At 72.4% G+C, this 26,615-nt stretch carries 21 protein-coding genes and 1 pseudogene; 14 read left to right on the top strand and 8 right to left on the bottom strand.

The features are described from left to right. Positions 1–34: 34 nt before the first annotated feature. The 3 genes from FRAQA3DRAFT_RS05055 to FRAQA3DRAFT_RS05045 all read right to left on the bottom strand — a co-directional run bounded on the left by FRAQA3DRAFT_RS05055 (position 35) and on the right by FRAQA3DRAFT_RS05045 (position 3,989). The gene (locus FRAQA3DRAFT_RS05055) at positions 35–1,240 is read right to left on the bottom strand and encodes an acyl-CoA dehydrogenase family protein (RefSeq protein ID WP_009737986.1); all 1,206 of its coding nucleotides are present in this window, start codon (positions 1,238–1,240) and stop codon (positions 35–37) included. A gap of 212 nt (positions 1,241–1,452) precedes the next feature. Then, positions 1,453–2,622, bottom strand: a complete 1,170-nt coding sequence (locus FRAQA3DRAFT_RS05050; RefSeq protein WP_009737985.1) for an acyl-CoA dehydrogenase family protein — start codon at positions 2,620–2,622, stop codon at positions 1,453–1,455. Positions 2,623–2,786: 164 nt separating this feature from the next. After that, a complete protein-coding gene (locus FRAQA3DRAFT_RS05045) occupies positions 2,787–3,989 on the bottom strand; it encodes an ABC transporter substrate-binding protein (protein ID WP_035922256.1) in 1,203 nt (400 codons plus the stop codon). 450 nt (positions 3,990–4,439) lie between these two features. Between FRAQA3DRAFT_RS05045 and FRAQA3DRAFT_RS05035 the strand changes: the two genes are divergently transcribed. Next, positions 4,440–5,612: an amidohydrolase family protein gene (locus FRAQA3DRAFT_RS05035; protein WP_009737983.1), complete on the top strand. Its 1,173-nt coding sequence runs from the start codon at positions 4,440–4,442 to the stop codon at positions 5,610–5,612. 139 nt (positions 5,613–5,751) lie between these two features. Here FRAQA3DRAFT_RS05035 and FRAQA3DRAFT_RS05030 read toward each other — a convergent pair whose 3' ends face one another. After that, the gene (locus FRAQA3DRAFT_RS05030) at positions 5,752–6,525 is read right to left on the bottom strand and encodes an acetoacetate decarboxylase family protein (RefSeq protein ID WP_009737982.1); all 774 of its coding nucleotides are present in this window, start codon (positions 6,523–6,525) and stop codon (positions 5,752–5,754) included. A gap of 93 nt (positions 6,526–6,618) precedes the next feature. Continuing rightward, positions 6,619–7,830 carry a CaiB/BaiF CoA-transferase family protein gene (locus FRAQA3DRAFT_RS05025; RefSeq protein ID WP_009737981.1) on the bottom strand — a complete coding sequence of 404 codons (1,212 nt, stop codon included), beginning with the start codon at positions 7,828–7,830 and terminating at the stop codon, positions 6,619–6,621. Positions 7,831–8,255: 425 nt separating this feature from the next. Here FRAQA3DRAFT_RS05025 and FRAQA3DRAFT_RS05020 point away from each other — a divergent pair, with 425 nt between their 5' ends. Beyond that, a complete protein-coding gene (locus FRAQA3DRAFT_RS05020) occupies positions 8,256–10,988 on the top strand; it encodes a branched-chain amino acid ABC transporter permease/ATP-binding protein (protein WP_009737980.1) in 2,733 nt (910 codons plus the stop codon). Next, a complete protein-coding gene (locus FRAQA3DRAFT_RS05015) occupies positions 10,985–11,800 on the top strand; it encodes an ABC transporter ATP-binding protein (RefSeq protein WP_009737979.1) in 816 nt (271 codons plus the stop codon). Before FRAQA3DRAFT_RS05020 ends, FRAQA3DRAFT_RS05015 begins: the two co-directional genes overlap by 4 nt. 44 nt (positions 11,801–11,844) lie before the next feature. Here FRAQA3DRAFT_RS05015 and FRAQA3DRAFT_RS05010 read toward each other — a convergent pair whose 3' ends face one another. Then, positions 11,845–12,600, bottom strand: coding sequence for a FadR/GntR family transcriptional regulator (locus FRAQA3DRAFT_RS05010; protein WP_009737978.1), 756 nt, complete (start codon positions 12,598–12,600; stop codon positions 11,845–11,847). A gap of 1,253 nt (positions 12,601–13,853) precedes the next feature. Here FRAQA3DRAFT_RS05010 and FRAQA3DRAFT_RS31245 point away from each other — a divergent pair. The 3 genes from FRAQA3DRAFT_RS31245 to FRAQA3DRAFT_RS04995 are packed head-to-tail and all read left to right on the top strand — an operon-like array spanning position 13,854 to position 15,595. Then, a complete protein-coding gene (locus FRAQA3DRAFT_RS31245) occupies positions 13,854–14,471 on the top strand; it encodes a hypothetical protein (protein ID WP_157467107.1) in 618 nt (205 codons plus the stop codon). Between the two features lie 3 nt (positions 14,472–14,474). Then, positions 14,475–14,915, top strand: a complete 441-nt coding sequence (locus tag FRAQA3DRAFT_RS05000; protein WP_009737976.1) for a phage holin family protein — start codon at positions 14,475–14,477, stop codon at positions 14,913–14,915. Further along, positions 14,891–15,595 carry a DUF3618 domain-containing protein gene (locus FRAQA3DRAFT_RS04995; RefSeq protein ID WP_009737975.1) on the top strand — a complete coding sequence of 235 codons (705 nt, stop codon included), beginning with the start codon at positions 14,891–14,893 and terminating at the stop codon, positions 15,593–15,595. The genes FRAQA3DRAFT_RS05000 and FRAQA3DRAFT_RS04995 overlap by 25 nt, the downstream gene beginning before the upstream one ends. A 115-nt stretch (positions 15,596–15,710) precedes the next feature. Here FRAQA3DRAFT_RS04995 and FRAQA3DRAFT_RS04990 read toward each other — a convergent pair whose 3' ends face one another. Beyond that, entirely contained in the window at positions 15,711–16,409 is a 699-nt protein-coding gene (locus FRAQA3DRAFT_RS04990; RefSeq protein ID WP_009737974.1) for a hypothetical protein, read from the bottom strand. A gap of 27 nt (positions 16,410–16,436) precedes the next feature. Continuing rightward, positions 16,437–17,658: pseudogene (locus tag FRAQA3DRAFT_RS38415) on the bottom strand (hypothetical protein). A 556-nt stretch (positions 17,659–18,214) separates the two neighbouring features. Here FRAQA3DRAFT_RS38415 and FRAQA3DRAFT_RS04980 point away from each other — a divergent pair. The 8 genes from FRAQA3DRAFT_RS04980 to FRAQA3DRAFT_RS04945 all read left to right on the top strand — a co-directional run bounded on the left by FRAQA3DRAFT_RS04980 (position 18,215) and on the right by FRAQA3DRAFT_RS04945 (position 26,499). Next, positions 18,215–18,532, top strand: a complete 318-nt coding sequence (locus FRAQA3DRAFT_RS04980; RefSeq protein ID WP_009737972.1) for a hypothetical protein — start codon at positions 18,215–18,217, stop codon at positions 18,530–18,532. Positions 18,533–18,766: 234 nt separating this feature from the next. Then, positions 18,767–19,624, top strand: a complete 858-nt coding sequence (locus FRAQA3DRAFT_RS04975) for a hypothetical protein (protein WP_009737971.1) — start codon at positions 18,767–18,769, stop codon at positions 19,622–19,624. After that, positions 19,624–20,571 (top strand): LLM class F420-dependent oxidoreductase, encoded by a 948-nt coding sequence (locus tag FRAQA3DRAFT_RS04970; protein ID WP_009737970.1) that lies wholly within the window; start codon positions 19,624–19,626, stop codon positions 20,569–20,571. The genes FRAQA3DRAFT_RS04975 and FRAQA3DRAFT_RS04970 overlap by 1 nt, the downstream gene beginning before the upstream one ends. Continuing rightward, positions 20,562–21,854, top strand: coding sequence for an iron-containing alcohol dehydrogenase (locus FRAQA3DRAFT_RS04965; RefSeq protein WP_009737969.1), 1,293 nt, complete (start codon positions 20,562–20,564; stop codon positions 21,852–21,854). The genes FRAQA3DRAFT_RS04970 and FRAQA3DRAFT_RS04965 overlap by 10 nt, the downstream gene beginning before the upstream one ends. Next, positions 21,851–23,311, top strand: a complete 1,461-nt coding sequence (locus FRAQA3DRAFT_RS04960; protein ID WP_009737968.1) for an aldehyde dehydrogenase — start codon at positions 21,851–21,853, stop codon at positions 23,309–23,311. The genes FRAQA3DRAFT_RS04965 and FRAQA3DRAFT_RS04960 overlap by 4 nt, the downstream gene beginning before the upstream one ends. A 125-nt stretch (positions 23,312–23,436) precedes the next feature. Next, entirely contained in the window at positions 23,437–24,195 is a 759-nt protein-coding gene (locus FRAQA3DRAFT_RS04955; protein ID WP_009737967.1) for an SDR family NAD(P)-dependent oxidoreductase, read from the top strand. Next, a complete protein-coding gene (gene lhgO / locus FRAQA3DRAFT_RS04950; protein WP_009737966.1) occupies positions 24,192–25,571 on the top strand; it encodes an L-2-hydroxyglutarate oxidase in 1,380 nt (459 codons plus the stop codon). The genes FRAQA3DRAFT_RS04955 and lhgO overlap by 4 nt, the downstream gene beginning before the upstream one ends. A gap of 67 nt (positions 25,572–25,638) precedes the next feature. After that, on the top strand, positions 25,639–26,499 hold the full coding sequence (locus tag FRAQA3DRAFT_RS04945) for an alpha/beta fold hydrolase (RefSeq protein WP_009737965.1): 861 nt from the start codon (positions 25,639–25,641) through the stop codon (positions 26,497–26,499). Positions 26,500–26,615 lie beyond the last annotated feature (116 nt).

Raw genomic sequence — 26,615 nt, 5'->3', positions numbered from 1 at the left:
TCTCTCGATGGTTCGGCCGGACGGCCGGGGATGATCACAGATCCAGGGCGCGGGCGACGCGTTCCCGGTGCCACGTCGACCCGCCGTAGCTCAACTCGAAGGTCTTGCCCCGCCGGGAGTGCAGCTGCAGGTCGTGTTCCATGGAGAAGCCGATGGCGCCGTGCACCTGGTGGGCGTGGGTGAACACCCGGCGGATCGCGTCGTTGGCGAACGACTTCGCCGCCGCGACCTCGAAGTCGGCCCCGCCCGGAGCGTCGAGCTGCCCGGCGGCGTCGAGCTGCCCGGCGGCGTCGAGCTGCCCGGCGGCGTCGAGTTTCCAGGCGGCCTGGTAGCACAGGTAGCGGCAGGCCTCCAGGTCGGTGAACATGTCGACGCAGCGGTGCGCCACCGACTGGAATGCGCCGATCGGCTGGCCGAACTGGCGGCGGCTGCGGGCATGCTCGACGCTGAGGTCCAGGGCGCGCTGGGCCCCGCCGATCGCGTAGGCCAGGCTCGCCACGGTCATCCGGTCCAGCGCCGTGGCCAGGGCCGCTCCGGCGACGGCCGGCGCGGCGGGCAGGTCCGCGGCGGCCGGCGCGGCGAGCAGGTCCGCGGCGGCCACCTCGACGTCGCGCAGGACGACCTCGAACACCGGCTCGCCGCCGCCGTCGTGCTGGCGGCGCAGGGTCACCCCGGGCGCGCCGGGGTCGACGAGCACGAGACCACGCCCGCCGTCCGCAGCGCCCGCAGCGACCACGACGACGAGGACGTCCGCCACCTGCGCGTACGGGACGAGGATCTTCGTGCCGGTCAGCCGGTGGCCGGCGCCGTGCGGGGTCAGGGCGGCGTCCGGTGCGCCCCACTCGTCGCGGGCGCCCGGCTCCAGCACGGCCACGGTGGCGATGGCCGTGCCGGCGCCGATCGCCGGCAGCCAGCGGGCTCGCTGCGCCGCACTGCCGGCGAGGTCGATGAGGCTGGCGGCGAACACGGCCGAGGCCAGCAGGGGGGTGGGCATCGCGCCCCACCCGAGCTGCTCGGCGACCACCGCCAGGTCCAGCACGCCCTGCCCGGCGCCGCCGTGCTCCTCGCCCAGCAGCAGGCCGGTCAGGCCGAGGTCGGCCAGCGTCTTCCAGTGGCCGTCGCCGAAGCCCCGCTCGGACTTCTCGATCTCGCGGACGAGATCCGGCGGGCACTCCCGCTCGACCAGGTCGCGCACCGTGTCCGCGAGCAGGCGCTGCTCGGCGGTCAACGTCAGATCCACACCCGCACCTCCTTCTGCCGTTGCCGGGGGCCTTGTGCCGTGGCGGGTAGTAGCGCCGCGCGCAGCGCCGTGGTGGAGCCAGTGCTAGTCGCGAAACGGGCGCCAGTGGCGGATGCGCGGCAGAGCGCCTACCTGTTCCCCTGCGCACCCCCTCCTCGCGGGGCGGGATGGCGGTGCCAGTGGGCCGTCCGGAGAGGGACCGTGCGGCTGCACTAGCGTGAGCGCGGCAGACCGAGGGCGGTCTGGGCGACGATGTTCTTCTGGATCTCCAGCGTCCCGGCGCCGATCGTCGCCGGGATGTTGTGCACCCACTGCTGCTTGACCAGCCCGTGCAGCGGGGCGTGGTCCTCGGCGGGGGAACCGAGCCGCCCGCTCGCGCCGAGGATCTCCAGGCCCACGTGCCCGACGTCCTGCTCGAGCAGCGTGGCGTGGATGCGGGCGGTCGAGGCCTCGGCCACCGGGTTGGCCCCGGCGGCGACCAGCGAGATCGCCCGGTAGGCCAGCAGCTTCGCCGCCTCGCAGCGCACCCGCAGGTCCGCGAGCTTCTGGCGGACGTCGGGTTCGCCGGCGCGGCCGGTCTCGCGGACGTGGTCGCACAATCGCTCGACGACGCGCTGGGCGCGGGCATAGCGGGGGATGCCGATGCGTTCGAGGGTCAGCCCCGAGCCGATCACCCCCCAGCCCTCGTCGAGCGGGCCGAGCAGGCAGTCGCGCGGCACCCGGACCTCGTCGTAGAAGACCTCGTTGATCTCGTGCCAGCCGCCCATGCTCTCGATCGGGCGCACCGTGATGCCCGGCGAGGTCATGTCGACGAGCAGGACCGACATTCCCCGGCGCCGGCCGGCGTCCGGATTCGTGCGCACGAGCAGCAGGTTCCAGTCCGCCGGCGAGTCGGCGTAGCTGGACCAGATCTTCTGCCCGGTGACGACGAAGTGGTCGCCGTGGTCGACGGCGCGGGTGCGCAGCGCGGCGAGGTCGGAGCCGGCGTCCGGCTCGGAGAACCCCTGGGTCCAGATGACCTCCCCGCGGGCCATCGGCGGCAGGAAGCGGGCCTTCTGCTCCGCGGTGCCGAACTTCATGATCAGCGGACCGATGTAGTTGAGGTTCATGTACTGCGGGCCGCGCGGCTCGCCGCTGGCCGTCATCAGCTCGCGCAGCAGCGTCTGCTTCCAGAGCCCGGCTCCCTGGCCGCCGTACTCCGCCGGCCAGCTCACCGTGAGCAGGCCGGCGCGGCCGAGGTCGCGGCAGAACTCGCGGGTGAAGGCCAGGGCCTCGCGGTCCTCGGCGAAGAAGCCCTGCCAGTCCGGCGGCAGCTTCTCGTCGAGCAGCTCGGCGAACCGCCGGCCGAACGCGCGATCGTCCTCGGTGAACGCGAAATCCATGTCCCTCGATCCCTCCAGTCCCCGCTCGCCACGCGGTCCCTCGCTCGCCACGCGGTCCCTCGCTCGCCCCGCAGTTCCCTCGGCCACCCGCCGTGCCGGTCGGCGCTCATCGTCACACCCCGACCGGCCTCGGCGTCATCGCTCGGCGCAGGTCGCCCGGCCGGCTACGGCAGGACGCTGGAGACGTCGAGCGGCTGCTCCGACGTCGGCTTGCCCTTGCTGTCGAGGGTCTGCACGAGCCCGCCGGTGGAGCAGACCGCGGGGGTGATGGAGACCTGCCTGCCGTCGCACTGGAAGGTCGCGGTGCCGCCGAGGGGCAGTTTGGTCTTCGGCATCGTCGCGAACGTCTTCTCGATCCCGGCGGGGGTGACCGGCGTGGCCAGGCCGGCCATCGCCCGGCTGAAGCCGAGCACGACCACCCAGCCGCCGGCGGTGAGGCTCTTGGCGGTCGGGTCGGTGTCGGGCTGGTACTTCTTCATCGCCGCCAGGTACAGCTTGTACTCCGGGTCGTCGACGTTCGTCGTCTGACCGCTGACGACCTTCATCCCGTCGTAGCCGCCGGGGATGCCGGACGCCGCCCCCGGGCTGACGCACTGCGACTGCAGGACGACGCTGCCCGAGTAGCCCAGCGTCTTGAGCGCCTTGAGCACGCCGGTGCAGAACGTCGGGTCGCCGACGAGGTTCACCTGCTCCGGGTTGCCGGCGAGCACGGTCTGCACCTGCGGGGTCGCGTCCGCGGTGCCCGGCGGGATCGGCTGGATCGTCAGGCCGATGTTGGCCTTGGCGTAGAAGATCTTGTCCAGCGAGTTCACCGGCCCGGTCGCGCCCGGCACGTCGAGCACGAAGATCGCGGCCTTCTTCACCCCGGCGTCCTTCGCGACCTGGGCGGGCCCGGCCAGCGCCGCGGTCAGCGGGCTGACCAGGATGTAGGCGCCGGACTTGGCGCCGAGCGTGGACTCGTCACCGTTGATGTCGAGCACGAGCGGGACCTTGGCCGCGCTGAGCACCCGGAAGACCGGCGTGACGTTGCCGGAGTTGTTCATCAGCACGACCGGGACCTTGGCGGCGGTCATCTGGTTGGCGCAGTCGGTGGCGCCCGCGGGCGTCTGCTTGGTGTCGCAGACCGTGAGCGACAGGCGGTGGCCGGCGACCCCGCCCTGGTAATCGTTGACGTAGGAGGTCGCGGCCTGCGCCGCGGCCACCTCGGTGGAGTTGTCCAGCGTCGTGCCCGAGCCGTCGGTGATGAAGCCGATCTTCAACTCGTCGCCGGTGGCGGGCTTCGACGGGCCCAACGACTGCGCGGCGGCCGAGTCGGTCGAGCCCGGGCTGGACCCGCCGTCCGAGCCACAGGCGGCTGCGCTGACCATCAGTGCCGCCGACATCCCGAGCGCAAGAACGCCCCGCTGTCGCCATCGAGTACGCGGTCGCATCCGAACGTCCTCCCCACATGTGCGTGCTGCACGGATGGCCACGCGCACCGGGCAGCACACAGGTCCGGCGCGCCAGCGGAATATAGCTTAAGGATACGACTGAGGTAAATCAGCCAGCGGGAGACGGGTGTGCCGGCCCGGCCTCCGACCGACCTCGACCCGACCCGACGCGCGCGGCGATGACCTGGTCACTGGGCGCATCCAGGGCCATGAGGTCGCCACCGGCCGCACCCACAGCCGCAGCCTCGTCACCGGGCGTCCACAGGCACGACCTCGCCGCCGGACGTCCACGCTCGGCCGGCAGGCGAGCCGTCCCGACGCCGAAAACCTGGCCCCGAATTAACTAACTGATGTAACGTCGGTTACATCCGTTTAGGAGGAGAAGTCATGCCGCTGCGGGACACTCACCAGATCGTGTCCGTCGATGACCACCTCGTGGAGCACCCCAAGGTCTGGCTGGACCGGCTCCCGGCGAAGTTCGGCGACCGGATTCCGCGGATCGAGGAGCAGGACGGCAAGCACGTCTGGGTCTACGACGGCGTTGTGTTCCCCACGATCGGCCTCAACGCCGTCGCCGGGCGCGAGCCGCGGGACTGGGGGTTAGACCCCATGCGCTTCGAGGAGATGATCCCCGGCTGCTACGACCCGGTGGCGCGGCTGAAGGACATGGACCTCGACGGCGTCCACGCCGCCCTGTGCTTCCCGTCGTTCCCCGGCTTCGCCGGCGGGGTGTTCCACCGGGCGCAGGACAAGGAGCTGGCGCTCGCCTGCATCCAGGGCTGGAACGACTTCATGGTCGACGAGTGGTGCGCCGCCGCCCCCGACCGCTACATCCCGCTGTCGCTGCTGCCGGTGTGGGACGTCGCGGCCTGCGTCGCCGAGGTCGAGCGGGCGGCGGCCAAGGGGTCGCGCACCGTGTCCTTCCCGGACAGCCCCGTCCCGCTGGGCCTGCCCTCCTTCCACAGCAACCACTGGGAACCGCTGTGGGACGTCTGCGAGGCGACCGACGTGTCGGTCTCGCTGCACTTCGGGTCCGGATCCTTCGTGCCCGGGTTCTCCTTCGCGGCGAGCAAGCCCGTCCCCGGCGGGATGACCGTGCCGGACGCGCCGTTCGCGGTGGCGATCGCCTCGTTCGCCACCAACCTGATGTGGACCACCATCGACCTGTTGTTCTCCGGCGTCCTGCAGCGCCACCCCAAGCTGCAGTTCGCGCTGTCCGAGGGCGGCATCGGCTGGCTGCCCTACATCCTGGAGCGCTGCGACCAGACCTGGGAGAAGCACCGCTGGTACCAGAAGGACATCGACTTCGACACCCGGCCGTCCGACCTGTTCCGCAAGCACTTCTGGGGCTGCTTCATCGAGGACAAGAGCGGTCTGCGCAACCGGCACGAGATCGGCATCGACCGGATCATGCTGGAGATCGACTACCCGCACTCCGACTCCACCTGGCCCAACAGCCGTAAGATCGCCGCCGACCTCATGCAGGACATCCCCGACGACGAGGTCGCCAAGATCGTCGAGGACAACGCGCGCACCCTGTACCGCTTCCCGCGCTCCTGACGGCACGCACACAGGCGGCCCCCGTCTCCATCCCTGGAACCCAAGGGGCGGAGACGGGGGCCGCGGTGCGTCGGGTGGCGGCCGGTCGGCGCGAGACCGAGCCGGGCCCGGCCGCCGGCCGGCCGGGGCCGCCGGCCGCTCAGGCGAGCCGCTCGGTCCGGTTGCGAAACAGCTTCGCGGTGCCGACGCCGACGAACGCCGGGCGCGGCTGGACCTGCGGAACCGCGGCCAGCGCCCGCAGCACCACCGCGGAGTAGGGGGCCTGGTCGTCGGTGGGCGTGGCGAACTCGACCCGCCCCACCCCGCTCCAGCCCTGCTCGAACGAGGTCGAGCCGTGGATGAGCGTCGGGTAGTCGGCGTCCGGGGCGTCGCGGCCGGGAATCGACTTCCAGCCGAAGATCTCCGAGTCCACCGACGCCCGGTTCACCCGGGCGAGCCGGTCGGCCGGCAGCGGGCGCAGCTCGCCGATCTCGCCGCGCAGCAGCAGCGTGCCGTACTCGCGGCAGTCCCACGCGGCGGTGTCGCCGTCGCGGGTGAGGCCGGAGACGTCCCCGTAGATCTTCGGGTTGCCGTGCAGCTCCCGGCCCGCGATGATCGGCATCGTGTTGTTCTCCCAGATGACCACCGGGCAGGCCCGGGTCAGCGGGCCGTCGTCGGTGGCCAGCACGGCGGTCACCGAGACGTTGACGAGGTTGTAGCCCCGCCCCCGCATGTAGTCGACGTTCTCCAGTTGCTGGTAGGTGACGCTGAGCACCGGGCGTTCGGCGGGCTCGAAGCAGGGCGGCAGGAGGTGGGCGGCCGCCTGCGGCGTGGTGACGAAGGAGACCACCACCGTCGACTGCCGTTCGACCTCGGTCACGGGGGGCAGGATCGTCGGCCCGAACCGAAGCCGGTCACCGATCTGCGTGGGCACGCTGTTCTCCTAACTGCGGCGCATCTCCGGACTGCGGCGCATCTCCAGACTGCGGCGCATCTCCGGACTGCGGCGCGGGGCCTGCCGGCACGGTCAGAGGATGGCCGACTTCTCCTTCAGGGCGATGATCTGCTCCCAGTCGAGGCCGAGTTCGAGCAGGATCTCCTCGGTGTGCTCGCCGTGCTCCGGCGCGGGGCTCAGCGCCGGCACCCGGTCGTCGTACTGCACCGGGTTCGAGGCCAGGGCGTAGCTGGTGCCGGCGGCGTTGGTCACCTCGGTGACGTAGCCGTTGGCCTGCACCTGCGGGTCGTCGTGCAGCTCCAGCGGGGACTTCACCACCGACCAGACCCCGTCGATCTTGCTGAACCGCTCCTCCCAGTGGGTCAGCGGGTGGGCCGCAAAGGCCTCCCGGATCGTCGCGATGCACTCCCGCCGGTTGTCGAAGCGGACCTTCGCGTCGACGTAGCGGGGGTCGGCGAGCAGGTCCGGGCGCTCGAGCGCCGCGCAGAACTCCGGCCAGTGCCGGTCGGCCTGCAGCAGGGAGAACCACAGGAAGCGGCCGTCGCCGGTCCGGTAGACGTTCGTCAGCGGGTTCGGCATCTCGGTGATGTCGAAGCGCTGCATCGTCGGCTGGCCCAGGATCTTGGAGCCGACGACGTCGAGGGACATGCCCCACATGGCCGAGGCGAGCAGCGAGACGTCGACGGTGCTGGCGGTGCCGGTGCGCTCGCGGTGGAACAGCGCGCCGACCACCCCGGCGGCCAGGTTGAACCCGGAGGTGTAGTCGCCGAACGCGGGGCGCATGAACGGCGGGTAGGACTCCGGCGACGCCAGCGCGTAGGCGATCCCGCCGCGGGCCCAGTAGGAGGCGACGTCGTAGCCGCCCAGGTTGGCGTCGGGGCCGTGGGCGCCCTGCCCGTGCCCGCGGGCGTAGATGATGTCCGGATTGGCCTGTCTGATCTTGTCGACCCCGACGCCGAGGCGCTCGCAGGAGTCCGGCAGCAGGTTGGTGAGGAAGACGTCGGCGCCCTGCACCAGCTTGTACAGCAGCTCGAGTCCGTCGGGGGTCGCGACGTTGAGCCCGATGCTGCGCTTGCCGCGGTTGCACTGCTCGATGAGATGGTTGACCCCGTCGAGACCGGCGAGCATCCCGGAGGCGATCAGCCCGCGCTGCGGGTCGCCCGTCTCGGGATGCTCGATCTTGATCACGTCGGCACCCCAGTCCGCGAGCACGGCGCCGGCGGCGGGTACGAAGGTCCACGCCGCCAGTTCGACGACCTGGATGCCTTCCATGATGCCTGTCATGTCTCCTCTTCCCCGGCTCGCGACCGGCCCCGGCGTCCGTCGCCGTGGCCAGGCCGGCCCACAACCGCCCGGCGCCACCGGGCCGCGGGCCGCCCCGCTCGTCCCCGATCGCAAGATGACGCGATCCTACGCTTAAGTCAGATGATTTTATTCCTCTTCGGACAGTCGCGGGCGGCGGTCGGCCGCGCGAGCGTACCCGCTGGTCAGGTACGCGGACCTCGGTCGACCCCGAAGAGGATCTCCGTGACTCATCCCACAAGGTGCGGTAAATTCATCTAACTCAGTCAGACCTATCCGCGGGCGGCGCCGGCCAGTCCCGGTTCCTGCGGCCCGATCGCCCCCGCCTGCCCGCGCCGACTCCCGCAGCCCGCTGCCCGGGGCCGGTGCGCCCCGGCAGACCCGGGGTGCGCGTCGAAAGGACGGACATGGTTCAGCATCTGGTCTTCCTGTGCCTGGGCATCGGGAACGGCTCGGTGTTCGCCGCCCTCGCCCTCGCGCTGGTGGTGACCTACCGCAGCTCGGGGGTCGTCAACTTCGCGACCAGCGGGCTCGCCCTCTACGCGGCCTACACCTACGCCCTGCTGCGCCAGGGCAAATTCATGATCCTCATCCCGGGGTTACCGAAGACCGTCGACGTCGGTTCGCAGCTCGGGCTGGCCGCGGCGATGGCCGTCTCCCTGGCGATCACCGGCGTGCTCGGGCTCCTGCTGTACCTGATCGTGTTCCGGCCGCTGCGAACCGCCCCGCCGGTCGCGCGGGCCGTCGCGTCGATCGGCGTGTCGGTGGTCCTCACCGGTCTCACCGCCGCCCGGCTCGGCACGACCCCGCTGTCCGTCGAGCCGATCTACCCGTCCACGCTGTGGACGCACGGGTCGTTCCGGGTCCCCTCCGACCGCGTCTACTTCGCGCTGACCATCCTGGCCGTCGCGCTGGCGCTGGGCGCGCTGTACCGGTTCACCCGGTTCGGCCTGGCGACGCGCGCCGCGGCCGAGACGGAGAAGGGCGCCTACCTCAGCGGCATCTCCCCCGACCGCATCGCCGCCCTGAACTGGATCATCGGCGCGCTGGTCGCCGGGCTCGCCGGCATCCTCATCGCCCCGATCGTGCCGCTGGTGCCGGTGGCCTACACGCTGTTCATCGTGCCGGCACTCGCCGCCGCCATCCTCGGCCGGTTCCAGTACCTGGTGCCCGCGGTCGTCGGCGGGCTGGCCATCGGCATGCTCCAGTCCGAGACGCAGCACCTGGAGAACCTGCACCACTGGCTGCCCTCCTCCGGACTGGGAGAGCTGATCCCCCTCGTGCTGATCCTGATCGTGCTGGTCGTCCGGGCCCGGGCGCTGCCGGAACGCGGGGCGGTGATCCTGAGCTCGCTCGGGCGCGCCCCCCGGCCCGCGCACATTCGCCTGAACCTGCTGGTCTTCGGCGCCGTCGCGGTCGTCGGGCTGGTCGTGCTCTCCGGGCAGTGGCTGACCGCGCTCATCACCAGCCTGGTGTTCGGGGTGATCGCGCTGTCGATGGTCGTGGTCACCGGCTACGCCGGCCAGGTCTCGCTCACCCAGCTCCCCCTCGCCGGCGCCGCCGGCTTCCTGGTCGGCCCGCTGACCGAGGACTGGAACCTGCCGTTCCCGGTGGCGCCGCTGGTCGCCGCACTGTTCGCCATGGTGCTCGGCGTGGTCATCGGCCTGCCGGCGCTTCGGGTGCGGGGCCTGACGGTCGCGGTCGTGACGTTCGCGCTCGCCTACGCGCTGGAGGCGATCTGGTTCCGCAACAGCGACATCGTGCCCAGCAGCGGGGTCGACGTCCCCAGCCCGTCGCTGTTCGGCTGGGACCTGGGGATCGGCTCGGGACCGTCGTATCCCCGGGTGCGCTTCGGCCTGCTGTGCCTGATCGTGCTCGCGCTGACCGCGGTCGCCGTGGCCCGGCTGCGCACCAGCCGGCTGGGCTCGCAGATGCTCGCTGTGCGGGCCAACGAGCGCTCGGCGGCCGCGGCCGGCATCAACGTCACCCGCATCAAGATCGTCGCGTTCGCGATCGCCTCGTTCATCGCGGGCATCGGCGGCTGCCTGGTGGGCTACCAGCAGGGCAACATCACCTTCGACCCGGTCAGCGCGTTCTCCGGGCTGGCCCTGTTCACCACCGTGTACATCGCGGGCATCACGTCGGTGTCCGGCGGCGTGCTGGCGGGCTTCCTCGCCGTCGAGGGCCTGTCCTACCTGATCATCGACAAGATCTTCTCCACCGGCCTGTGGTACGACGTGCTCAGCGGCGTCGGCGTCGTCCTCACCGTGGTGCTCAACCCGGAGGGCATCGTCGGGCCGGTGCACTCCTACACCGACCGCCGCCGGCGCCGCGGCCTGGGCGAGCCGGCGCTGGGCTCGCACGCCGCCCCGGTGCCCGCGCAGGCCCGCCCGGCCCCGGTGCTCGGGCCGGACGTGCTGACCGTGCGCGGGTTGACCGTCCGTTACGGGGGCGTGGTCGCCGTCGACGACGTCTCCTTCGCCGTGCCCGAGGGGGCGATCGTCGGGCTGATCGGCCCCAACGGCGCCGGCAAGACCACGCTGATGGACGCGATCAGCGGCTTCGTCTCCTGCTCGGGCTCGGTGGAGCTCGCCGGCACGCCGGTCGGGCGCCTGGCCCCGCACGACCGCGTCCGCGCCGGCCTCGGCCGCACCTTCCAGGCGATCGAGCTGTACGAGGACCTCTCCGTCGCGGAGAACGTCAGCGTCGGCACCACCGCGCTGCGCGGGCGCGGCGACGGCGCGCACCGCGACGTCGAGGCCACCCTGGAGCTGCTGGGGCTTGCGGGGGTGCGCGACCGCCCCGCCGGCGAGCTGTCCCAGGGCCAGCGCCAGCTCATCTCCATCGCGCGGGCCCTGGCCGGCAACCCGCGGGTCCTCCTGCTCGACGAGCCCGCCGGCGGCCTGGACACCACCGAGAGCCAGTGGCTCGGCGAACGGCTGCGCGACCTTCGCGACAGCGGCGTCACCATCCTGCTCATCGACCACGACATGAGCCTGGTCCTCGGCCTGTGCGACCGCATCGAAGTGATCAACTTCGGGTCGGTCATCGCGTCGGGACCACCCGCGGAGATCCGCTCCGACCGCCGCGTCGCGGCGGCCTACCTGGGCAGCACCCACGCGGAGGACGTGCCGGCATGACGACGACCCTCGACCCCACCGGACCCGACCCCACCGGACCCGGCCGCACCGGACCCGGCCGCGGCGCGGCCGCCGGGACCGCGGTCCTGCGCACCCGCGGCCTGATCTGCGGCCACGGGCGGGTGCCGGTGGTCCGCGGCCTCGACCTCGACCTCGACCGGGGCTCGGTGCTCGCGGTCCTCGGCCCCAACGGGGCCGGTAAGACGACGTTGATGACGACCCTCGCCGGCCTGCTGCCGCGCCTCGGCGGGGAGGTACTCGTCGACGGGCAGCCGCTGGCGAACGCCCGACCCGCCGCGACCAGCCGGGCGGGGATGGTGCTGGTCTCGGACGACCGGGCGCTGTTCTCCGGGCTGTCGGTCCGGGAGAACCTCACGATCGCCCGCCGCCGGGGCGGGCCGACCCTCGGCGAGGCGCTGGACCTGTTCCCGGCCCTCAACCGGCGGCTGTCGGTGAACGCCGGCGCCCTGTCCGGCGGGGAGCAGCAGATGCTCGCCGTGGCCCGCGCCCTGGTGCAGAACCCGCGGATCCTGCTCGTCGACGAGATGAGCATGGGCCTGGCCCCGGTGATCGTCGAGGAGCTGCTGCCGGTCGTGCGGCGCATCGCCGACGACACCGGCGCCGTCGTCGTGCTCGTCGAGCAGCACGTGCACCTGGCGCTGGAGGTCGCCGACCGGGCGATCGTGCTGGTCCACGGCGATGTCACGCTCAGCGGGGACGCGGCCGTGCTCGCCCGGGACCCGCAGCAGCTCGAGGCCGCCTACCTCGGCGCCACCGATCCCGCCCCCGGCTCCCCCGCCACCGGTTCCTGACCGTCGGGTGCGGACCGGTCCCACCGGTCCGCACCCGGGCCCGGTCAGCTCATCATCTCCACGACGGTGGTGGCCAGCGGGCCTTCCAGGTAGTGGCGGGTGGCCTCGTCGAGGTGCTTGACCCACAGCCGGTGGACGAGGTCCGGCCGGCCCCGCCTGATCAGGTCGACCAGGCGCACGTGGCTGCGGTGCACCTCCACGGTCTCCTTGCGGGTCTGCGTCTGGTCGACGTTCAGCGCGTAGCGACGGCGGGCGGTGCCGACGATGTGGTACATCATGTCGAGCATCACGGCGAGGGTCTGGTTGTCGGCGAGCTCCGCCATCAGCCGGTGGAACTCCTCGTCGTGCACGATGAAGGCCGACGGTTCGTCCAGGTGCGCCTCGGCCTTGGCCAGGCACTCCTCGAGCCGGGCGATGTTCTCCGGCGTCGCCGAGGTCGCGACCAGCCGCGCCAGCGGGGCTTCCACCTCCGCGCGCGCCCGGTAGACGTCCGCCATGGTGGTCCCGCGGTACTCCAGCACGTAGCCGACATAGCGGGCGGCGACGTCGCCGTTGGGGATCTGCACCCGAGCCCCGCCGTGCACGCCGCGCCGCACGGTGATCAGCGACTCCGACTCCAGGATGCGGAACGCCTCGCGCAGCGTCGGACGGCTGACGTGGAACTGCTCCATGAGGGCCGACTCCGAGGGCAGGAGGTGATCCTCGAGGAGCTCGCCGGTGATGATCTGGCGGCGGATCGTCGCGGCCACGAGCTCAGCCGCCTTGGGTACCCGTATACCGGCGGTCGTCACAGCCGTCATCCCTCGTCTCTGCGGCTTCACCGGCGCCTGCCCGCGAACGGGGCGGTGCACCCCTCGGCGCGTCCGGAAGCCAACCTGGCCCGAATCAGCTAATAGAATTATCGATTATACATCTTTAAGGTCAGCGTCGATCGCACCGGGGCCCGACACGCTGTCGGTCCTGACACCCCCCGGTTCAGCGGGCCCCCCGCCCGCCGACCGCATTTCCCCTGCTGCGGATGCGCCAGTGGCGATACGCCGCCCCTCGGCATTTTAAGGCCTCCGGCCGCACACCCCGCGACGACCCGGGGACTCGAAACCGTTAGAAGAGTCACACAATTTGACCTGCGTTGCCGGCTCTACACCAGGCGGCTTCGGCTGCACCGTGGGCTGCCGTCACCCACCGGCCCGCTGGACATCGACTCGAACGCGAGCTCCTCAGCGCACCAGCCGCCGCGTTCGCCGCCGACACCGCAGCCGCCCGTCCCGGACGCCACCGATGAGCACGCACCGGCGATGCCGACGCGCGGCCTTCACGTCCGCCGATCCAGGCAGTCCCCCTCGGGGGTCGCACGACAGGACCACCCGGCGTTCGTCAAGTTCGATCCGCGCCGTGACCTGACCGGCTTCGACGGCGCACGGCACCCCTCACCGAACGTCAACAGCGGGGCGACCCCACACCCTGCGGCAACCCAGAAGTCAACCCCGCCCGTGACACCCGGACAATAAAATGATCATAACATCCCACGGAAAGCAAAAAGGCCGGACGTGGCACGAACTACCACGGTGAAACGTATGCAGAAATTATAGCAGGCCCCTCGTTTCGCCCTGGTTTCGGGGCGCAGTCCGCGGCGCGGGGAACCGCGGGCTGCACGCCTACCAGCCGGGCGTTTCCCAGGTAGACGGCCCGTAACCTGAGGCGGAGCGTGTCGCTGTAGGCGATGTGGATCAGACCCGGCGAGCGGATATATGCGATGGTTTCGGGCCCGTGGTCCGCCTGTTCTTTCCCTTCCCGGACGGTCTTGGTTCCGCCGGTTTGTCGGCGCTCGGTGGGGTAGGACGGGCGACGACCGACCATGGAGGCGAAATTAACGATGACGACACGACAGCCGGTTACTAACAGTATCGATGGGACGGGCCCGGCCGCAGCGCGGCCGGCCGTCCCGCCCGCCGACGCTCGGCAGGGATCCGAGGGCCGAGTGTCCCAGGTGGCGAGTGAAGCTCAGGGACAGGCCTCGCAGGTCGCAGGGGAGACCCGGGCGCAGGCGTCGCAGGTGGCCTCGCAAGCGCAACGGCAGGCGGCGGAGGTGGCCGGAGAGGCGAAGCGGCAGGCCCGTGACCTCGTCGGTGAGACCCGTGGTCAGATCTCCCAGCAGGCGTCCGACCAGCAGAAGCGGGCGGCTTCCAGCGTCCGTCAGCTGGCGGACGGGTTGTCCCGGATGGCCGAGCAGGCACCGGCCGAGGCCGGCCTGGCCGCCGAGTTGGCGCACAGGGCCGCGGACACCCTGCACACCGTCGGCGGTCATCTCGACAGCCGAGAGCCCGGCGAGCTGCTGGACGACGTGCGGTCCTTCGCCCGGCAACGACCCGGCGTCTTCCTCACGGCAGCGCTGGTGGGGGGCTTCGTGACCGGACGTCTGGTCAAGAGTGCGACGGCGCGTCCGTCGGCGGCCGACCACCGTGGGGAGGCGAGCGCGGCGACGTCGGACCGCACGCCGATCGACGAACTCCCCGCCCCGGCGGGCAGCTTCGCCGCCCCCGGGTCCGGCGGTGGCGCTTTCACCGTGGCCGACAGGCCCGACCCGCTCGTTGCGGTGGACGCGGTAGCGGAACCCGTTCCGGTTCACGGGCCGAACGCCGCCAACGGTCTGGCCGCGGGCGACAGGAGTTAGATCATGTCTGACACCTATTCGTCCACGGGGGTGTCCGCGGGCTCGCCGGACGTCCGGGAGGCCGAGGTCCGCCAGGCGTCGGTCGGCGAACTGACGTCGAAGGTCACGACCGACCTTTCCGAGCTGGTTCGCAAGGAGATCGAGCTGGCGAAGGTCGAGGTCCGCGAGGAGGGCCGCCGCGCCGGGCGCGGCGCCGGAATGCTCGGCGGAGGTGGGTTCGCCGGCTATCTGGCGCTGCTCTTTCTCTCGGTCGCGCTGATGTTCCTCCTCAACCGGGCGATCGCCACCGACTGGGCGGCTTTCGTGGTGGGGATGCTGTACCTGTTCGTCGCCGTCCCCCTCATCCTGCGAGGCCGACGGGAACTGAAGACGATCTCCGGTGCGCCGCGGACCGTCGAAACTGTCAAGGAGGACGCGCGATGGGCCGCGAACCGGACGAAGTGAAGGCTGACATCGAGGCGACCCGGGCCCGCCTGGGCACCGACCTCGACACGCTCTCGGAGAAGGTGACGCCGTCCAAGGTCGCCGAGCGGCGGGTGCAGGACGCCCGCCGGGCCGCATCTTCGGTGCGGGACAAGGTCATGGGGACCGCGCAGCAGACCCGAGGTCAGATCGGTGACGCCGGGAGCGGACTGCAGGGTCAGGCGTCCGATGCCGCTGTCGCGGTGAAGGACCGGGCGTCGGCTACCGTGGACACGGTCAAGGACCAGGCGTCCGATGCCGCCGACGCGGTGAAGGACGCCGCCGGTAGCGCGCGGGACACCATCGTCGCGGCGCCGGGCACGGTCCGTCGAGGTACCGAGGGCAGCCCGCTCGCCGCTGGGCTGATTGCCTTCGGCGTCGGCGTCCTGGCCAGCTCGCTGATCCCGACCAGCCGGGCCGAGCGGCAGGCCGGCGCGGAGGTGAAGGAACAGGCGGGGCGAATCGTCGAGCCGCTGAAGGACAGTGCTCGCCAGGTTGCCGACGAGCTGCGTCCCAAGGCTCAGGAAGCGGCGGAATCGGTGCGCGGAAGCGCCCAGCAGGCGGCGACGGAGGTGCGGGAGACGACCGCGCAGGGCGCCTCCGAGGTGCGGGATACCGCCTCCGACGCCGCGGGCAGCGTCAGGCAGACCGCCCAGCGGTAGCCGGGGCCCGGCCACCGAACGGTCCAGCGGGACGGTTCGGCGGGACACCAGGGGGGCCGTCCATCGCCCAGGGGCCCGGGCCGGACTCCCGTTCGGCCCGGGCCCCTGGCGGTGATCAGCCGGAACTCACCGCGCCGCGCACCTTGTCCACCACCTTTTCGGCGGCCTGGCCGATCTTCTGCGCGACGGGGTGCCTGGCCTGGGTCACAGCCGTCGTGCGCAGCATCTGCGTGGCCCGGTCGGCATGAAACCGGGCGGCTGCGAGGAGCATGCCCGCGGTCGCGGTCATCTCCTGTTTCGCCGGGCCGTCGTCGGCCTCCTCGGCGAAGGCGGCCAGGAGCGTGGCGTTCGCGACGCACTGGTTCGCGCCGGTCAGAAAAGCCTGCAACCCGGCCTGTTCAAACGTCATCGGATCGCTGGAGCCCGACAGCAGAAAGGATTCGATGATCTTACTGTCGAGTCCTTCGATGGCCCGGCCGGCGGGGCTGGCGTACTGCGGGTTGCCGCCGAGCGCGACGATCAGCTGTTCCCAGACGGCGACCGCGTCGAGAGTCTCGTCCTCCAGGTCGGCATAACGCGACCGCAGGGCGGGATTGTCGGTGCGGGCATGCACGGTGCGCAGCAGGTTCACGCCCATCCGCTCGTGGGCGATGAACGCGGAGAGCTGGTCGGCGAGAAAGGGCGCGTTCAGCCCGCTGCCCTCCGCGAAACCCGCCGGCTGGTCGTCGGGGACCTCCAGCTCGGGCGGGACGGTGACGGTCGGGCCCGGTTTGATCGTCGCCCCGGTCTCGGGACGTACGACGGTTGTCACCATGATCGTGCCTCTTTTCGGAAGGTCGGGTCAGCGGTGGCCAACGAGGGAGTCCTCGCGTAGCCGCTCGACGGGGTGGGGTCCTTCGGTCTGCAGCCGGTACTCGGCTCCGAACCGGTCGCGGTGGGCGTCGATGACGTCCTCGCTGAAGGTGCCGCCGGCGTTGACCTTCGCGAGGTTGGCCTGCAACCGCCGGTGGGCGTCCATGACGTAGCCGGTGCCCAGGCTGGTCAGGTCGATCTGGGCGGCGAGCACCTCGCGGACGTAGGCCTTGTTCGGCTCCAGCAGCACCGGCTCCGGCAGCGCCGCGGGAAGGACCTCGGCGGCTTCCCGGCCGTCGTAGCGCTTCATCACGCTTCATCAGGTCGGCGGCGATCCGGAGCTGCTCGATCTCCATCGCCAGGTGCAGCTCCCAGAGCCGGGCGATCCGCGGGTCGGTCTCCTGCCCGGCGAAGGAGTGGTACATGTAGCACTCGTTGTACTCGTGCAGGACGAGCTGCTCGAACCAGCTCTCACCCGGGTCGAGCATCGACCCGTACTGGGTGACATGCTCCTCCTCCACCATCGCGATCTCCGCGTACAGGCCACGCGCGATCGGTTCGAGATAGCGGTTCCCGATCGTCATGTAGAAGTTCATCGTCTGCTGCTCGGCCGCGATGATCGTGAGCGCGTGAAGCCGGCTCAGGGGATCCACCGTGTGCTTGTCGTAGTGCTTGCGGATGTTGTCCGCCGGGTGGCGGTGCTCGGTGAAGGTGGGCCGGCCGGGCATGACCTCGGTGAGCCGGTGGATCACCTGTTCGGCTTTCTTTCCTTCGAGCAGCTCGTACAGGTTGGCGTACCGGTAGAGGTGATCGAAGTCCTCGAGCAGGCCGAAGTCGTAGGTCTGCTTCAGATACGGGTCCGGTTCGCTGCGGGCCAGCCAGGCGGTGAGATCCACCGCCTCCTGCTCGTAGCCCAGTGTCACCTCGAGCGTCGACTCCTCCCCGGGAGCGAGCCAGTTCACGACCTTCTGCTGCTGCTCGATCCGCCGGATCTCCGCCAGCGCCGACTTCACTTCCGGAATGTCGGTGTGCCGGGAGAACTGGTGGCTGAACATCACCGCCTCGACCTCGAGGCCGTTCATCGCGATCACCCGGCACCGCGTGTACGGATCAACAGCCAGCCTGTCGTACGGCTTCACGTTCGACTCCGACCAGTTCCGCACCTGATCGTCCAGCGAAATTCCCTTTTCCTCGAGCGGATCGAAACTCACGCGCCCTACTCAGGGAGCCGACAGATCCGGACAATCGCCGCCCCACCCCCGGTCGATGGCGTAACACCGTCCAGGCAGGAGGGAAAAAGCCGCGGCATCGGCGTGGGTGCCGGCGAAAACAAGGCGGACCGGAGTGAGCAGTATCACGAGTACAGAATCCTCGGGCGCCCTGGCGAGGATGAGAATCGGGCGGCCGCGCGGGTCCCGCGCCCGCTGCCGATGCAGGTTTTCGGTCGCCCGTCCGACGAGGCGGCAGGCCCCAACGGCGAGCCAACGCCCGGCGGTTGAGGACTACACTCCCAGATGGCATTCGTAGATCAGCGGGTCGAGAAATTTCGGTCGAATCTCAAGATCTTTGCACCGGACCGACCCCTGGACGTGATCCTTGGGCCGCACCGTTTCACCATCGCCCGACCCGGACCGTTCAGCTCCGATTTCTTTGTCACCGATGGTTATCACGCTCCGCACAGGGCATGTTCCTACCGCCTGCTCTTCGGAGACAGCCATAACAGGCCCACGGTCGCATCGCGGCCCTTCGTTCCTACTCAGGAGCATCATGACCACCGGCAGCAGCACCGGGCCCGTTCTCAGAACGAATGACGCCGCCAGCAACGGTCATACGCGGGCCGAGTACGACCGCCCCGGTTCCCGGCCGAGCACGGAGACGAAGGCCTCCTACAAGACCACCGAGCTGTTCGTCTACGTCGCCGCGGTCGTCGGGGTTCTCATCGCCTCCTACCTCGTCGACACCACCGGCGGCCACAGCGACTACTTCCGGGCCGACAAGGCCTGGTTCTACATCGTGCTTCTCACCCTCGGCTACCTCGGCAGCCGTGGGCTCGCGAAGTCCGGCAGCCGCGAACACCACGACTGACGCAGGTGCAGACGGAGCAGCCGGCGCCGGGCGGGACGAGCCGGCCGGGCCGGGATGAGGCGGGCCGAGCCGAGTCGCGAGGCGGGCACGCGACGGCGCCTGGAGCCGTCCCCGCGGCGTCCCCGGACGCGGTACCGGTGGACAGCGGGATCGCAATAAAGTTAGATGAATGAGCTCCATAAGCTGATGTAGGGATTTTGAACGAGCCGGCGGACGCCGGGTCAGAGGGACGATGTGAAGATCACGGGTCTCGCACTCGCGCTGCTGGACATCCCGGCGCGGTACACCCAGGAGTACAACCGCTGGTACGACCTCGACCACCTGCCCGAACACGTGGCCAAGGCCGACGTCGTCGCCGGCCGGCGCTACGTGGCGACCCCGGCCACCCGGGCCACGCCGGGGGCGCTGGCGGGCGAGCTCACCCACGGTCACCCGCCCTACGCGACCATGTACCTGTTCGGCGGGCCGCTCGACTTCATGTCCGAGCAGGCGTTCGCCGGCTGGCGCGACACCGATCGGGCGATCACCCGGGCGGGGCGCTTCTGGGTGCACGGCCGGCCGGTCTTCACCAGCTGGTGGCGGCTGACCGCGGCACACACCCGCCCGTCGATCGACGTCTCGGCCGACGCGGTGGCGCACCTGGCGCACCAGGGGGTCGTCGTCAGCATCGGTCGCGCCGGGCCCGGCGGCCGCCCGGCGGCGCTGGCCTGGTGGGAGCGCACCCAGCGCGACGACCTGTACGAGCTGCCCGGCCTGCTGGGGACCCTGCAGCTCGAACCGGTCCAGACCGGGGAGCAGGACCTGGTGCTGCACGTCCTACTGTGCGCGCAGCCGGCGGCCGAGGTCCTCGCCGGACTCACCGCGGTCCGCGACCGCCAGCGCCTCACCGGCCGCTTCCCCGCCCACGGCGGCGCCTACGACACGCTCGCGCTGCTGCCGTACGAGCGGATCATCCCGCTCCAGTACGACTTCGACATGGGCGCGTCCGCCGCCGACCCCACGCCTGCACCTGCCCCCACGCCCACGCCTGCACCCACGCCTGCGCCTGCGCCTGCACCCACGCCTGCGCCTGCGCCTGCGAGCCGGCCGTGATGCGCTTCATGGCCGAGTACAACGTCCGCAGCGACCCGGACGAGGGCTGGCTGGACCCGGACAACGTGGCCTGCTTCGCGCGGACGCTGGAGGAGGTCGGTTTCGGCGCACTGGCGTTCACCGACCACCCGGCGCCCAGCGCGAAGTGGCTGGCGGCGGGCGGGCACGAGACGTTCGACCCGTTCGCGGCGCTCACCTTCTGCGCCGCCGTCACCCGGCGAATCCGGCTGATGACGCACCTGGCGGTCGTCCCGTACCGCAACCCCCTGCTGCAGGCCCGGTCGATGGCCACCGTCGACGTGCTCTCCGGCGGGCGGGCGGTCTTCGCGCTGGGCACGGGCTACCTGCGCTCCGAGTTCGCCGCCCTCGGCGTCGACGCCGACGAGCGCAACGAGCTGTTCGACGAGGCCGTGGAGGTCATGCGCAAGGCCTGGACGCAGGACGTCGTCGTCCACGCCGGCCGGCACTTCCACGCCACCGGGCAGGCCATGCTGCCCCGGCCGGTGCAGCGCCCGCACCCCCCGCTGTGGCTCGGCGGCAACAGCGGGCTCGCGCTCGACCGGGTGGCCCGCTTCGGCCAGGGCTGGGCCGCGCTCGTCGGCTCCCCGCAGCTCGCCCGCAGCGCCCGCACGGCGTCGATCACCTCCACCGAGGAGCTCGCCGCCCGCATCCGCGAGCTCGCACGCCGCCTGCACGCCCGCGGCCGCACGCTCGACGAGATCGACATCCTCGCCCCCACGCCGGCCGGCGTGCTCGCGAACGGATGGTCGCCGGCGCGACGCCTCGACGAGCTGGCCCGGCTGCGCGACATCGGGGTGACCTGGGCCGGCGTCGTGCTGCCCGGCGGCGGGTTCGCCGCGGCCATGGACAGCGTCCGCCGCTTCGGCGCCGAGGTCATGGCCACCCTGCCGCCATCTGACGACCATCGGAGGACAACGTGCTGCTAGATCTCGCCGGCACCGGCACGCCGGCCTTCCTCGCCCCCCGGCAGGTGGTGACCGGCGCGGGGTCCGCCGCCACCGCGGGGGCGGCCCTGCGCTCCTGGGGTGTTGCCCCGGGGCGGGTGCTCGTCGTCGCCGACCGGGTGGTGTCCGAGGCCGGGCTGCTCGGCACCGTGGTCGGCGGCCTGGCCGACGCCGGCTTCGGGGTGACGGTGTTCGACGACGTGGCCGGCGAGCCCACCGACACCGTCGTCGCCCGCGCCGCCGACGTCGCCCGCGCCCACGCGGTGACGGCTGTCGCCGGCGTCGGCGGCGGCAGCGCGCTCGACCTCGCCAAGGCCGTCGCCCTGCTCGCGACGAACCCGGGCGGGATCGCCGACTGGGTCGGGGTCGTCGAGCCGCAGGTGCCGGTGGCGCCGCTGCTGCTCGTGCCGACGACCACCGGCACCGGCGCGGAGGCGACCCGCATCTCGATGATCACGATCGGCGGCGCGAAACGCATCCTGAGCTGCGCCCAGTTCGTCCCGCTCGTCGCCGTCCTCGACGCCGACCTGGTGGCCGACCTGCCCGCGGCGGTGGTGGCCTCGACCGGCATGGACGCGATCGCCCACGGCGTCGAGTCGATGCTGTCGACCACCCGCACCGCGCTGACCCTGGCGGTGGCCACCGAGGCGGTGGCGATCCTCACCGCCAGCCTCGAACGCGCCGCGCTCGACGGCGACCGGGCCGCCCGCGGGCGCGTGCTCTACGCCTCGCACCTGTCGGGACTCGCGCTCAACGCGGGCGTCGTGCTCGGCCACAGCCTGGCCTACGTCATCGCCCGGCACGCCCCGATGCCGCACGGGACGAGCTGCGCGCTGGCCCTGCCCTACTGCCTGGCCTACGACCGCGACGTGCCCGAGGCCCTGGCCGCGCACATCGCGCGGACCGTCACCGCCGGCGAGAGCACGCACCTGCGGGCCGCGGCGGAGCGGGTCGACGACCTGGCCCAGCGGCTCGGCCTGCCCCGCTCGCTCGACGCCGTCGGCATTCCCGCCGACCTGCTGGCCCAGATGGCCGCGGAGACCGTTCGCGACTTCCCGCGCCCCACGAACCCGGTCCCGATGGCGACGGCGCCGGTGCACCGCCTGCTCGCCACGATGCACCGTGGCAGCGTCGCCGAGGCGTGGGAGCTCGACCTCACCCCCGACCCGAACCCGAAATCCGGCAAGCGCTCGGATCCCGACCCGAACTCGGACCTCGACCCGACCCCGGATGCTGACCCCACCTCGGATGGAGTGGCCGCGTGAACACGACGAACGATCGTCCCGTCCTCGTCGCCGGAGCCTGGGACGCCGGCGCGCACGACGCCTGGATCCCCGTGCTCGACCCCGCGGACCTGCGCCACGTCGTCGCCCGGGTGCCCGCCCTGGACGGCGCCGACATCGCGCGGACCTACGACGCGGCCGAGGCCGGCGCCCGCGCCTGGCGCGCCACCGGGGCCCTCGACCGCGGCGCGGTGCTGCTGCGCGCCGCCGGCCTGCTGCGGCAGCGGGCCGCCGACATCGCCCGCGACCTCGTCCTGGAAATGGGCAAGACCCTCACCGAGGCCGCCGGCGAGGTGGCCAAGGCCGCCGACTTCTTCGAGTACTACGGCAGCCTGGCCCGTTCGCCCCACGGCTACGAGCTGCCCGACGGCCGGCCCGGCACCAGCACCGCCGTGCGCTACGAACCCGTCGGGATCGTGCTGGCCATCACGCCGTGGAACGACCCGCTACTGACCCCGGCCCGCAAGCTGGCCCCGGCACTCGGCGCCGGCAACGCGGTGGTGCTCAAGCCCGCCACCGACACCCCGCTGGTCAGCCTGCACCTCGCCCACGCGCTGCTCGACGCCGGCCTGCCCGCGCACGCGCTGTCCGTGGTGACCGGCCGCGGCCGCGACATCTCCGGGCCGCTGCTCGCCGACCGCCGCCTCGCCGCGGTCACCTTCACCGGCAGCAACGAGGTCGGGCTCGACATCATGCGCACCGTCGCCGGGCGCAACCTGCGGGTCCAGACCGAGATGGGCGGGAAGAACGCCACCGCGGTGCTGGCCGACGCCGACCTCGACCTCGCCGCCGACACGATTGCCGCGGCCGCCTTCGCCCAGGCCGGGCAGCGCTGCACCGCGACGAGCCGGCTCGTCGTCGACGCCGCGATCCGCGACGACCTGCTCGCGGCGCTGGGCCGCCGCGTCGCCGCGCTGCGGGTGGGACCGGGCATCGACGCGGACACCACCATGGGCCCGGTGGTGAACACCTCGCAGCGCGACTCGGTGCTCGACCATGTCCGCCGGGCCCGTGCCGAGGGGGCGACGCTGCTCGCCGGCGGCGGCACCCCGGCGGACACCGGGTTGTCCCACGGCTGCTTCGTCGAACCCACGATCCTCGGCGACGTGACCCCGGCGATGTCGATCTGGCGCGACGAGGTCTTCGGCCCCGTCCTCGCGGTGCGCACGGTCGACGGCTTCGACGAGGCCGTCGCCGCCGTCAACGACTCGGTCTACGGGCTGTCGGCGGCGCTGTTCACCCGGGACCTGCGCGCGGCCCACCTGTTCCTCGACCGGGCCGACGCCGGCCAGGTCGCGGTGAACCTGCCCACCTCCGGCTGGGACGTCCACCATCCCTTCGGCGGCTTCCGCGAGTCCGGCTCGCCGTTCAAGGAACAGGGCCTCGAGGCGCTGCACTTCTACCGCCGGGCCAAGACCACGGCCATCCGGTTCAGCTGATGACCGCCGTCCCGAACGATCCCAGCCCTCCGAGCGATCCCAGCCCTCCGAGCAATCCCAGCCCTCCGAGCGATCCCAGCCCTCCGAGCGATCCCGGCGCTCCGGGCGGTCCGGCGGCGTCGCCGGTGTCGGCGGAGGGGGCGCTGGCGGGGCGCACGGTGCTGGTCACCGGGGCCGGGCGGGGCCTGGGGCGGGCCATGGCGCTCGGCGTGGCGGCGGCCGGGGCCACCGTCGTCGCGGTGGCCCGCACCGCGGGCGAGCTCGCCGAGACGGCGGCGCTGGCCGACCCGGGCCGGATCCACCCGCTGCCCTGGGACCTCGGCACGCCCAACAGCGCCGACGACCTCGTCGCCGGTGCCGAACGGCTGGCCGGGCCGCTGCACGGCGTCGTCCACGCCGCCGGAATCCAGCATCGGGCGCCGGCCGAACGCTTCCCCGCCGACGCCTGGCAGCGCATCCTGACGGTCAACCTGAGCGCGCCGTTCTTCCTGAGCACCGCGGTGCACCGGGTGCAGGCCACCCGGGGCGGGTACGGCAGCCACGTGTTCATCGGATCGCTGGCCAGTTCGATCGGGCTGCGTGACGTCGCCGCCTATGCCGCCAGCAAGGCCGGCGTGCTCGGCGTCGTGCGCACGCTCGCGGTGGAGTGGGCGGCCAGCGGCGCCCGGGTCAACTGCGTCGCCCCCGGCTACATCCGCACCGCGCTGACCGCGGACCTGTTCGCCGACGCCGAGCGCGCCGCCTGGGTCGCCGGGCGCATCCCCATGGGCCGCCTCGGCGAACCCGCGGACCTCGCCGGCGCCGTCGTGTTCCTGCTCGCCGAGGCGTCTGCGTACATCACCGGACAACTGATCAACGTCGACGGAGGGTGGCTCGCCGGATGAGCGTGTCGGAGGATCGCGGTGCCACGACGCCGAGCACAGTCGCGGACGTGACGGCGGCGGACTCGGCGCCGGCGGACTCGGCGCCGGCGGACTCGGAGCCGGCGGACTCGGAGCCGGCGGACTCGGCGCCGGCGGACTCGGCGCCGGCGGACGGCCCGGGGACGGTCGGGCGGGCTACGTACGGGGTCGTGGGCGGCGGCATCATCGGGCTGGCCGTGGCCCGCGAGCTCGCGCTGCGCCACCCCGGCGCCGAGGTCGTCGTCGTCGAGAAGGAGCCGCGGCTCGCCGCCCACCAGACCGGGCACAACAGCGGCGTCATCCACGCCGGGCTCTACTACCAGCCGGGTTCGCTCAAGGCGACGCTGTGCACCCGCGGCGGCGCGCTGCTGCGGGAGTTCAGCCAGCAGCACGGCATCGGCTTGCAGGAGCTCGGCAAGCTCGTCGTGGCCACGAACGGCGCCGAGCTCGACCAGCTCGCGGTCATCGAGGACCGCGCCCGGCGCAACCGCGTGCCCGGCCTGGTCCGGCTCGACCGTGCCGGGATGGCCGAGATCGAGCCGCACATCACCGGGATCGCCGCGCTGCACTCCCCGCACACGGCGATCATCGACTACCGGGCGGTGTGCGAGGCGCTGGCCGCGGACCTCACCGCGCGGGGCGGCCGGGTGCTGCTGTCCAGCCCCGTCACCGCCATCCGGGACCAGGGCGACCGGGTCGCCGTCACCGCCGGCGGGCGCACCCTGCGCGTCGACCGGCTCGTCGCGTGCGGCGGGCTGTCCAGCGATTCGCTGGCCGCGATGGTCGACGACCCGGGCGACGTGCGGATCATCCCGTTCCGCGGCGAGTACTACCACCTGCGCGCGCAGCTGCGCGACCGGGTGCGCGGCCTGGTCTACCCGGTGCCCGATCCGCGTTACCCGTTCCTCGGCGTGCACCTGACCCGCGACCTGACCGGCGGCGTCCACGTCGGCCCCAACGCCGTCCTCGCCCTCGCCCTGGAGGGCTACCGCTGGCGCGACGTCAACCCGCGCGACCTCGCCCGGGTGCTGACCTGGCCGGGGATGCGGCGGCTGGCCCGCGAGCACTGGCGCAACGGCCTGGCGGAGATGGCCGGCTCGCTGTCCCGGCGCCGCTTCGCCGCCGCGGTGCGCCGCTACCTGCCCGAGGTGCGGGCCAGCGACCTCACCCGGGCACCGGCGGGAGTCCGGGCACAGGCCGTGCGCCGCTCCGGCGAGCTCGTCGACGACTTCGTGATCCGCTCCAACGGGCGGGTCACCGTGGTGCGCAACGCCCCGTCCCCGGCCGCCACGTCGTCGCTGGCGATCGCCGAGCACATCGTCGGCCAGCTCGCCGCCGCCGAGGGCGCCCGACCCTGACCCGGTCAGTGACGTTCCGTTGCCGCCCGGACGCGCGTCTCGCCCCGATGCGCGGCAGGATGGCGACATGACGGGAACCAGCACCGCGGGGCCGAGCGCCCCCTCCGACCCGACGGAGAGCCGCGCGCACGTCCGAGGCGCCGAGCTCGCCTACACCGACGCCGGCGCGGGTCCCCTCGCCGTCTACGCCCACGGCCTCACCCAGAGCCGTGCGTCGGAGACGGCGTCGGGCCTGTTCGACTGGGCGCCCGTCGTCGCCGCGGGCCGGCGCCTGGTGCGCTACGACGCCCGGGGCCACGGGCAGTCCACGGGCGAGGCCATCCCGGCGCAGTACGCCTGGCCGCAGCTCGCCGACGACCTGCTCGCGCTGCTCGATCAGCTCGCCGGGGCGGCGCCGGTGGCCGGGATCGGCTCGTCGATGGGCACCGCCACCCTGCTGCACGCCGCCGTGCGCGCCCCGGGCCGCTTCGACCGGCTCGTGCTGACCGCTCCCCCGACCGCGTGGGCGTCGCGGGAGGCTCAGGCAGGCCTGTACCGGCAGGGCGCCGACCTCGTCGAGACGCGCGGTCCGGGCCTGTTCGCCGAGCTCGCCGCCAGCGCGCCCGTGCCTGCGGTCTTCGCCGACCTGCCCGGCTACCCGCCGGCCCCCGACGTCAGCGAGAAGCTCTTCCCGTCGGTCCTGCGCGGCGCCGCCGACTCCGACCTGCCCCCCGAGGCGGCGCTGGCCACCATCGACGTACCCGTCCTGATCCTGGCGTGGGCCGGCGACCCGGGCCATCCCCTGTCCACCGCCGAACGGCTCGCCGCGCTCATCGACGGGGCGCGCCTGCAGGTCGCGGAGACCGGCGCGCAGCTCGCGCGCTGGGGCGCGCTGACCGCGGAGTTCCTCGGCTCGGGCGAACAGGCCCGGGGCGCGGGCGGCGCCTGATCGCCTCCCCGACACCGAGCCCCGCGGGCAGATGCTCCCGCGGGCAGATGCTGCAGTCGGAACTGCTAACCATGCGCCGGTCGTGAGCCACCGACCTCCAGCACTCCGCCCAGAAA

Source organism: Frankia sp. QA3 (assembly GCF_000262465.1).
GTDB lineage: Bacteria > Actinomycetota > Actinomycetes > Frankiales > Frankiaceae > Frankia.
Note: the sequence above shows the minus strand (reverse complement) of the source record. Positions and strands in the feature narration are given on the sequence as shown.

What these genes read in the sequence shown, in the direction of transcription:
- FRAQA3DRAFT_RS05050 (WP_009737985.1), bottom strand. Translation starts at nt 2,622, where the DNA reads ATGGATTTCGCGTTCACCGAGGACGATCGCGCGTTCGGCCGGCGGTTC.
- FRAQA3DRAFT_RS05045 (WP_035922256.1), bottom strand. Translation starts at nt 3,989, where the DNA reads ATGGTCAGCGCAGCCGCCTGTGGCTCGGACGGCGGGTCCAGCCCGGGC.
- FRAQA3DRAFT_RS05035 (WP_009737983.1), top strand. Translation starts at nt 4,440, where the DNA reads ATGCCGCTGCGGGACACTCACCAGATCGTGTCCGTCGATGACCACCTC.
- FRAQA3DRAFT_RS05025 (WP_009737981.1), bottom strand. Translation starts at nt 7,830, where the DNA reads ATGACAGGCATCATGGAAGGCATCCAGGTCGTCGAACTGGCGGCGTGG.
- FRAQA3DRAFT_RS05020 (WP_009737980.1), top strand. Translation starts at nt 8,256, where the DNA reads ATGGTTCAGCATCTGGTCTTCCTGTGCCTGGGCATCGGGAACGGCTCG.
- FRAQA3DRAFT_RS05015 (WP_009737979.1), top strand. Translation starts at nt 10,985, where the DNA reads ATGACGACGACCCTCGACCCCACCGGACCCGACCCCACCGGACCCGGC.
- FRAQA3DRAFT_RS05010 (WP_009737978.1), bottom strand. Translation starts at nt 12,600, where the DNA reads ATGACGGCTGTGACGACCGCCGGTATACGGGTACCCAAGGCGGCTGAG.
- FRAQA3DRAFT_RS05000 (WP_009737976.1), top strand. Translation starts at nt 14,475, where the DNA reads ATGTCTGACACCTATTCGTCCACGGGGGTGTCCGCGGGCTCGCCGGAC.
- FRAQA3DRAFT_RS04995 (WP_009737975.1), top strand. Translation starts at nt 14,891, where the DNA reads ATGGGCCGCGAACCGGACGAAGTGAAGGCTGACATCGAGGCGACCCGG.
- FRAQA3DRAFT_RS04990 (WP_009737974.1), bottom strand. Translation starts at nt 16,409, where the DNA reads ATGGTGACAACCGTCGTACGTCCCGAGACCGGGGCGACGATCAAACCG.
- FRAQA3DRAFT_RS04980 (WP_009737972.1), top strand. Translation starts at nt 18,215, where the DNA reads ATGACCACCGGCAGCAGCACCGGGCCCGTTCTCAGAACGAATGACGCC.
- FRAQA3DRAFT_RS04970 (WP_009737970.1), top strand. Translation starts at nt 19,624, where the DNA reads ATGCGCTTCATGGCCGAGTACAACGTCCGCAGCGACCCGGACGAGGGC.
- lhgO (WP_009737966.1), top strand. Translation starts at nt 24,192, where the DNA reads ATGAGCGTGTCGGAGGATCGCGGTGCCACGACGCCGAGCACAGTCGCG.
- FRAQA3DRAFT_RS04945 (WP_009737965.1), top strand. Translation starts at nt 25,639, where the DNA reads ATGACGGGAACCAGCACCGCGGGGCCGAGCGCCCCCTCCGACCCGACG.